The sequence below is a fragment of the Nostoc sp. genome (assembly GCF_036919675.1).
In the GTDB taxonomy this organism is placed as follows: Bacteria; Cyanobacteriota; Cyanobacteriia; order Cyanobacteriales; family Nostocaceae; genus Nostoc.
The window spans coordinates 26,449-34,465 of record NZ_JBALCP010000045.1; the positions used below are offsets into that span (position 1 = coordinate 26,449).

The following is an 8,017-nucleotide window of genomic DNA, read 5'->3' on the forward strand; positions in this document are numbered from 1 at the left end:
TTTTAATTTTTAATTGCTGATTACTCTTCTTCTAGATAAACTTCCCCCAATTCTTTACCAGCTAAGGGGATACTTCGGTAGCGAACTTTACCCTTAATCACCACTTGTGCTCCCTTGGCCAGATTCTTTTGATTGGTAATAACCCAAATTTTGCCAGTCGAATCATTAATTTGATAAGCCCACTGCTTGATCAGAGGAGCTTGCTTTTCCACCTGACCTTGGATGTAAACTGTAGCCTGATTGTCTTGTTCTGGTTTAATCTCTCGAATTGGGGTGACATTGCTACCAATTTTAAAATTAGTCCCATTCAACCCAGACGAAGTTAAACTACCACAACTACAAAGTCCCACCACCAATAAAAAAATTAACCCCAGGCGGTAAGAAACAATACTCTGCCCATACAAGAATGAAAGGGACAAATTTCTCCTTTGTTGCATGAAAGCCACCGATTGAGCAAATTTTTGCTTCACTGCTTGCTTTGTCGCCAGTTTCATCAGGTCAGTTCCCATCTAGACTATTCTCTGCGGTTTCAGAAACATCCTCTCAACTGAGCAAAAAAATGTTCTGAATTTCATCCTTAATTCTTTATTCTTCAGATAACGTCGTTGATCTGAGAAAATAAACATTATGGATTTACTGTGAGAAAAACGCTACGACACCAAACAGCGACACAATAATAGTCAAAAGTCAATCAATTTTGGATTTTGGACTTCGGCTACGCTCAGTCGAACGATTTTGAATTTTGGATTTTGGATTCACCCCGACCACGTTAACGTAGCGGGACGAAATACGGGTACTGGGCTGCTGAGGATAATGGAATTGAGGATAATGGAATTGTTCCGCCCACGCTTGGACGGGGTATGAACCAAAAAAATCTAAAATCTAAAATCTAAAATTGGCACGGTCAAGAGTCAAAAATCAATATTTTCACTCTAGATTTTGGACTGTTGATTCCGCCTAGACCAGAAGCGGCTGAGTTTTGACAAAAGGCAATATAGCTGAGAATTCTCATGGAAACAAAAACTGCCAAACTCCTTGATGGTAAAGCAATAGCTGCAAAAATTCAGCAAGAACTTTCTGTTGGCATTAGACAATTACAACCAAAAATTGTCCGACCGCCTGGTTTAGCAGTGCTGATGGTTGGTGATAATCCAGCGTCAGCTGCTTATGTACGTAACAAAGAAAAAGCCTGCGCTAAAGTTGGTATGGCCTCTTTTGGTAAGCATTTTCCCGCCCAAACTACCCTTGGGGAGTTAGAAGAGGTAATAGCTGCACTAAACCACGATGAACGGGTGGATGGCATTCTTGTGCAGCTGCCCTTACCTAACCACTTGGATGCTGTAACTCTGCTACATCAAATTGATCCCGATAAAGATGCTGATGGACTACACCCAGTTAACTTGGGGCGACTAGTCCGGGGAGAAAGCGGTTTACGCAGCTGCACTCCAGCAGGTGTTATGCGCCTTTTACAAGAATATGAGATTCTTTTACAGGGAAAACAGGCAGTAGTAGTGGGACGGAGTATTTTGGTGGGTAAGCCGATGGCGCTGATGTTACTAGAAGCTGATGCCACAGTCACGATCGCTCACTCGCGATCGCATGACCTCAAAACCATCACCCAAAATGCTGATATTCTAATTGCAGCAGTAGGTCGTCCCGGACTGATCACTGCTGATATGGTGAAACCGGGTGCTGTTGTGGTAGATGTGGGGATGAATCGCGTCACTGATGCTAGTGGCAAGAGTCGCTTAATTGGCGATGTCCACTTTGAATCAACCTCTGCTGTAGCAGGATTTATTACCCCTGTTCCTGGTGGTGTTGGCCCTATGACTGTAGCCATATTGTTGCAAAATACATTTGCCAGCTATTCTAGGGTGGTAAGAGAAGAAAGAAAGTGATGAGTGATGAGTGATGAGTGATCAGTTAAAAGTTAAGAATTCTTATTGGTAACTCCTAACTCCTAATTCCTAACTCTTCATTTTTTCAGCGCCACAGCACCTTAAAATTGTGACGTATAAGACAAAAATCCCAAAATGTCAGGAATTTAAGAATGGTAGCAACTGATAACGTTCAAAAGACACCACCAGAGGAAGCCACGTTTAACTTAGCAGCTTATCTAAAAGAGCGACAAAAGCTTTGTGATACTGCTTTGGATCAGGCTATCCCCATCATTTATCCAGAAAAGATTTATGAGGCGATGCGCTACTCGTTATTAGCTGGAGGCAAGCGTGTACGTCCCATTCTTTGCCTTGCTACCTGTGAAATGATGGGTGGAACCATCGAAATGGCCATGCCAACGGCTTGTGCTGTGGAGATGATCCACACAATGTCCTTGATTCATGACGACCTGCCGGCGATGGATAATGACGATTACCGTCGCGGGAAGCTGACAAATCATAAAGTCTATGGCGAAGATGTGGCAATTTTGGCTGGGGATGGCTTGTTGGCTCTCGCTTTTGAGTTTGTTGCCATGCAAACCCCCCAAAGCGTTAAGAGAGAGCTAGTCTTACAGGTAATTGCCCGTCTTGGTCGGGCGCTGGGGGCAGGTGGTTTGGTCGGCGGTCAAGTTGTCGATTTAGAGTCAGAAGGTAAATCAGATATTTCTCTAGAAACCCTAAATTTCATTCATAAACACAAAACAGCCGCCCTTTTGGAAGCTTGCGTAGTTTGTGGCGGGATCATAACTGAGGCATCACCTGAAGATGTGCAGCGATTGACCCGTTATGCTCAAAATATTGGGCTAGCATTCCAAATCATAGATGATATTCTGGATATCACTGCTACTCAAGAGCAATTAGGCAAAACAGCTGGTAAAGACCAAAAAGCCAAGAAAGTGACCTATCCCAGTATTTGGGGACTTGAGGAATCGCGCTCAAAAGCCCAAGAGCTAGTTAAAGCAGCTTGTGCGGAATTAGAACCATTTGGAGAGAGAGCCAAGTCACTCCAAGCGATCGCTCATTTTATTACCAGCCGCAATAACTAGTACCGCTTTGCGGAATTCGGAATGATGCTAGTGACGCTCGATAGCGACTGTGCGTAACGTCTGACTCGTTAATACTGCGCTATTGCCCTTGGCGTGCCGTAGGCAAGACTTGCTAATACTACGCTTACGCTAACGTAATTCCTCTACCGCAAGCGTTTCATTGATTTGAAATGGGTGGTTTATTTACACTATGCTGTACTACTAGTGCCCAGCGGAATTCAAAATAGCTTAAAAGCTTATCAAATAAGCTTTTAAGCTATTTTGAATAATTGGTCTGTTTCCGCCGTGATGTACTAGGTTAATTTTGGATTTTAGGTTGAATCTAAATGTTTCCTCAACCAACAACTGCTGCTAATATTTACTAACCTAACCAAAATACCATGCAGGACATAGGCAACATTTTAGACAACCGGGTGCTGCTGGTTGCTCTGGTAGCTTGTTTAATTGCTCAAGCACTAAAGCTCGTAATCGAGATCATTAAACATCGCAAACTGAATGTGCGTGTTTTGGTGACAACCGGAGGTATGCCCAGTGCCCATTCAGCTTTAGTTACAGCTCTAGCTGCTGGTGTAGGGCAAACACTTGGTTGGGCATCTCCTGATTTTGCCGTTGCTACGATTTTTGCCATCATCGTTATGTATGATGCAGCCGGAGTTCGCCAAGCGGCTGGTAAACAAGCTCGCATTCTTAATCAAATGATTGATGAATTATTTGATGAAAAACCAGACTTTAGCCAAGACCGTCTGAAGGAATTACTCGGACATACACCTGTTCAGGTAATAGCTGGGTCGGCTTTGGGTATAACCATCTATTGGTTAGCTAGGTCTGCTTATTAAGCTCGGTCAATGAATCTTTGTTTGAGCAGCTATTTGTGATTGATAACTGGTAATTTGTCAACCGATTTTGGATTTGGAATTTTAGATTTACCCGATGAATAAATTTAATAACTTGAGGATTTTGAATTTGTTCCACAAATAAATACATTAACTTAAAACCTTTTTAAATTTTGAATTTAAAATCCAAAATTCGGTCAGTTGACAAATTACCACGCTGATAGTACACATCAGTATTCCAGCAAACTTAATTTTATTTAAATGCCAGCAGCAATGCTTAAAAATTACGACCTACAAACGCGAAGACTGATGTTGTACTCACAGAGGATCTAATTGCGGCAGATTTAATGTAACTATCACAAAATGCAAAGTTTTAAACTATATGATTTAGTTTGCACTTCATATCAGCTGATGCCTGATAAAATCCATCATTTTTGTAATGTTTCCGATAATAAACCAAATTAAGTTTAAAAATTTGAAAATCAATTTATTAGCTCTTTCTTTTGCGTCATTTAGTCACTAGTACAGATGTTCCGATTTTCACCAATTCATAGAGTTTACGTACATCATGATTATACATCCGAACGCAACCATGAGAAACTGCTTGTCCAACAGATTTTACACTCGGAGTACCATGAAATCCAATTTCATCCTTTCCATCTGTCCAAAATCCAATCCAACGTTCTCCTAGAGGATTATTTGAGCTTCTTGGAGGAACAATTTCTCTATTAGGAACGAAAGGGTTTTCCCAAGCTGGGTTTTGCACCATATGAATAATTTTAAATTTGCCTGTAGGTGTTTCCCATCCAGGTTTACCAATAGCTACTGGGTAGCTGGCTTGTAAACTGTCACCCCGATAAACGTAAAGTTTTCGTTCATTAAGTTTAAGTAGCAAATGGATTTCTCGCTTAGAAGTGTTGGGAATTATTGGCTGTATGGGATGCTGGAGTTTGAGTAATAATCGGCGCTTTCGCTCAGAGTAGTTAGGAATATTTGACCGTAGTGGTAGAGGGGTTGATTCAACTTGAGGAGAAACTTGAGAAAACTTTGGTTGATTACTATTAGTAACCTGAGCAGTGGCGTATGATTGAAGCGAGATCAGTACTGCTATTGTTGTCAAACTAAACTTGAAAGTTCTATAAAAATACATACTACAAATCATTTTCTGTTGGATTAATTATTAATATTATAATTACTTTTAGTCACCAGTAAGAATTCAGAATTCAGATATCAACTAGCTTGAAGTCTAAATTCTGAATTCTGAATTTCCAAATTACTAAATATCGCAAATCAAAAAAGTTCTATCCTCGTCCTCGGATTACAGGAGATCGAGGTGCTGGTTGGGAGTCTGGAGTTGAGTCTGAGTCTTGTGTTCGAGTTGGAGCTTGTGGTTTTTGTCTTGGTCTTCCACCTGAGTCTTGTGTTCGAGTTGGAGCTTGTGGTTTTTGTCTTGGTCTTGTACCTGGATTTGAATTAGGATTTGAAGGTTGGTCTGGTTTTACGGGGGTTTCCTCTGGTTTTGCAGGGGGTTGGTTTGGAGTTGCTGCGGGAGGTTGGTCTGGTTTTACGGGGGTTTCGTCCGGTTTAGCGGGAGGTTGGTCTGGAGTGGCAGCAGGAGATTGCTGTGGAGTTGCCGGAGGTTGGTCTGGAGTTGCGGGGATTTCGTCCGGTTTAGCGGCGGGAGGTTGCTGTGGAGTTGCCGGAGGTTGTTCTGGAGTTGCCGGAGGTTGGTCTGGAGTTGCAGCAGGAGATGGCTGTGGAGTTGCCGGAGGTTGGTCTGGAGTTGCCGGAGTTTGGCTTGGTTGTTCCTGCTGTGCTAGAGTTACCTGTGGCAGAATAACTATACCAAAGCTGGCGAATAAAAGTAACCAAGCAGTAGAAACAATGAATTTCGATTTTTGTTTCATTTTTCGTTAATAAAGCGGATTTACATTCAATATTAATATTTATCATTCTTAAGTCATATTACACATACTACATAAAACTTTTTTTATTTATTACATGACAATTTGCTTCCTGGCAATTTTCCATTCTGCCAAATTCCACTCTTCAAAGAGCCATCTGCGAATTGGAATATTCCTTGGCCTTCACATGTCCCAGCTTTAAAATTGCCTCGATACTCATTACCATCTTTCCATCTAATTTTTCCTAGCCCCTGAAATTTATCGTTGACAAATTGACCTACATAATCTTTATAAAAACTGGTGCTTGGGGGATATAAATATATGCCACAACCATTGCGCTGATTATTTTTGAATTCTCCATCGTATCGACTACCATTCTTAAATATCATTACTCCTTTACCAGATAGGTTGCTATTTTTACCTTTAACCCCATAATATTCAGTACCATCTGGAAACTTTATATCGGGTTTTGTAGTTGAGGAAGGTGAAGTTGGTTCCGAACTGCAAGGTAGTGAAGTAAATTGTTCAGTTTTTTCTGTTATTTGGGGAGATTGTTGTTTAGGAAAATAAGATAATGCAAGCATCGCCACTACTCCTGCTCCGATTACAGTTCCAGCTAAAACTGTCCAATTAAATCCAAATATCCGCCTGTTTGTTGATTTTGGCTCTACAGGAGAAACTAAATAAGTTGGAGCTACGATGCGAGTCGAAGATGTTGATGACCCCAGTGCTTCTAACGCCTCTGCTGCTGACTGGTAGCGTTGGCTAAAGTTGTAACGCACCATTTTTGTTAAGATATCAGCTAGGCGATCGCTGACATTTGTCCAATGACGCCAGATAATTTCCCCATTTGCATCTTCTGAGAATTCTTGAGGTATTCTACCTGTCAAAGCTTGAATAACAACAATCCCCACTGCAAAGATATCGCTAGACAACCTTGGCTTAGAACTAGCTTGTTCATTAGGCATATAACCATTGGAGCCAATGATAATAGTCGAAGTCACTTGACCTTGAGTATTTTGTGCCAAACCTTCAATTTCTTTAACTGCTCCAAAGTCAATCAGCATAATCTTGCCATCCTTACGCCGGCGCATCAAGTTTTGCGGCTTGATATCTCGGTGGATAATATTCTGCTGATGTACCACTACTAAAACTTCAAGAATTTCCTGCAACAGTTGAACTACTTGAGCTTCACCCCACGGCTGGTCAGGAATTATCTCTGTAGACAAGTCACGTCCATCCACAAATTCTTGTACTAGATAAAATTCCCCATTTTCTTCAAAATGAGCGAATAATTTGGGTATTTGCTTGCTCAGGTTACCTAAGCGATATAAAACTTCTGCCTCTTTTTCAAATAATCGCCTAGCGATTGGTAAAACTGCTGTATCGGAGGTTTTCGGTTTTAAGTGTTTGACAACACACCTGGGCTTGTTAGGCAAATCTAAATCTTCAGCTAAATAGGTATCACCGAACCCACCGCTTCCTAAAAGCCCTACGATTTTATAGTGGTTGCGGAGAACTGTATTTATCGGCATCCATCTTACTCCGTAGGATGTTGTTGGCTTGATTGTATCACTTTGGCTGTCCATCGCTATTTGCCAAGAAGATAGAAACAAAGGAAAAAATATTTGCGAGTTATCATCGCGAATTAAGCTGACTATACGGATGTTGCTCATAACTAAGAAAATTATGGCAGTCAGAGAGAATGGTTAAAACAAATATTGGTACTACAAGTTACAAATGCCTCAGCCGTACTTTCAATGCGCGACATAATCAAAACTAAGTACAGTTTTGCATAAAAGCGTAGCGTTTTTAATGCAGAGGGATGCATTGGCATTGCAGGGGAACGCATTAACATTGCAGAGGGACGCATTGGCATTGCAGGGGGATGCATTAACATTGCAGAGGGATGCATTGGCATTGCAGAGGGACACATTAACATTGCAGGAGAATGCATTGGCATTGCAGAGGGACACATTAACATTGTATCGGGATGCATTGGCATTGGAAGGTATTGCCAAATTTAGTTCGCTACGAATTAATGAAATGCTGTACTAAAAATGCAAGCATTTAGGCAAAGCTGGGACGGCAGAATATATTAATGTAGTCATGTCTGTTTTCAGACGTTCTATTTGGAATGAGATACAGAAAATAATTCATACCCTTGATGATTGCCTGTTAGACATTAGTTCTGGGTCTGAGCACAATACGGTTCGGTTAAGCCAAAAAGCAGATAAACTGAGGGTTATCACCCAAGTGTACTGAGATTGAATGCAACTCAAAGAATTCTCACTGAT

General features: G+C 41.2%; 8 protein-coding genes. 4 read left to right on the forward strand and 4 right to left on the reverse strand.

What is annotated here, in order from left to right; genetic code table 11:
* Positions 1–20: 20 nt before the first annotated feature.
* A complete protein-coding gene (locus V7K49_RS08880; RefSeq protein ID WP_335205266.1) occupies positions 21–494 on the reverse strand; it encodes a hypothetical protein in 474 nt (157 codons plus the stop codon).
* A gap of 516 nt (positions 495–1,010) precedes the next feature.
* Between V7K49_RS08880 and folD the strand changes: the two genes are divergently transcribed.
* The 3 genes from folD to V7K49_RS08895 all read left to right on the forward strand — a co-directional run bounded on the left by folD (position 1,011) and on the right by V7K49_RS08895 (position 3,819).
* Complete coding sequence (gene folD / locus V7K49_RS08885) at positions 1,011–1,898, forward strand: bifunctional methylenetetrahydrofolate dehydrogenase/methenyltetrahydrofolate cyclohydrolase FolD (protein ID WP_335205267.1); 888 nt, start codon at positions 1,011–1,013, stop codon at positions 1,896–1,898.
* 152 nt (positions 1,899–2,050) lie between these two features.
* Positions 2,051–2,983 (forward strand): geranylgeranyl diphosphate synthase CrtE, encoded by a 933-nt coding sequence (crtE, locus tag V7K49_RS08890; RefSeq protein ID WP_334723682.1) that lies wholly within the window; start codon positions 2,051–2,053, stop codon positions 2,981–2,983.
* Positions 2,984–3,363: 380 nt separating this feature from the next.
* A complete protein-coding gene (locus V7K49_RS08895) occupies positions 3,364–3,819 on the forward strand; it encodes a divergent PAP2 family protein (RefSeq protein ID WP_298919701.1) in 456 nt (151 codons plus the stop codon).
* A 505-nt stretch (positions 3,820–4,324) separates the two neighbouring features.
* On the opposite strand, the gene V7K49_RS08900 is transcribed toward V7K49_RS08895, so the two are convergent.
* The 3 genes from V7K49_RS08900 to V7K49_RS08910 form a co-directional block, all read right to left on the reverse strand.
* Entirely contained in the window at positions 4,325–4,936 is a 612-nt protein-coding gene (locus V7K49_RS08900) for a L,D-transpeptidase (protein ID WP_335205268.1), read from the reverse strand.
* A gap of 181 nt (positions 4,937–5,117) precedes the next feature.
* Complete coding sequence (locus V7K49_RS08905; protein WP_335205269.1) at positions 5,118–5,723, reverse strand: hypothetical protein; 606 nt, start codon at positions 5,721–5,723, stop codon at positions 5,118–5,120.
* Positions 5,724–5,806: 83 nt separating this feature from the next.
* Complete coding sequence (locus V7K49_RS08910; protein WP_442948659.1) at positions 5,807–7,396, reverse strand: protein kinase domain-containing protein; 1,590 nt, start codon at positions 7,394–7,396, stop codon at positions 5,807–5,809.
* Positions 7,397–7,511: 115 nt separating this feature from the next.
* Between V7K49_RS08910 and V7K49_RS08915 the strand changes: the two genes are divergently transcribed.
* Positions 7,512–7,778: a hypothetical protein gene (locus V7K49_RS08915; RefSeq protein WP_335205270.1), complete on the forward strand. Its 267-nt coding sequence runs from the start codon at positions 7,512–7,514 to the stop codon at positions 7,776–7,778.
* Positions 7,779–8,017 lie beyond the last annotated feature (239 nt).

Coding starts and splice junctions, on each gene's coding strand:
- V7K49_RS08910 (WP_442948659.1), bottom strand. CDS start 7,396: ATGAGCAACATCCGTATAGTCAGCTTAATTCGCGATGATAACTCGCAA.
- folD (WP_335205267.1), top strand. CDS start 1,011: ATGGAAACAAAAACTGCCAAACTCCTTGATGGTAAAGCAATAGCTGCA.
- V7K49_RS08895 (WP_298919701.1), top strand. CDS start 3,364: ATGCAGGACATAGGCAACATTTTAGACAACCGGGTGCTGCTGGTTGCT.
- crtE (WP_334723682.1), top strand. CDS start 2,051: ATGGTAGCAACTGATAACGTTCAAAAGACACCACCAGAGGAAGCCACG.
- V7K49_RS08880 (WP_335205266.1), bottom strand. CDS start 494: ATGAAACTGGCGACAAAGCAAGCAGTGAAGCAAAAATTTGCTCAATCG.
- V7K49_RS08905 (WP_335205269.1), bottom strand. CDS start 5,723: ATGAAACAAAAATCGAAATTCATTGTTTCTACTGCTTGGTTACTTTTA.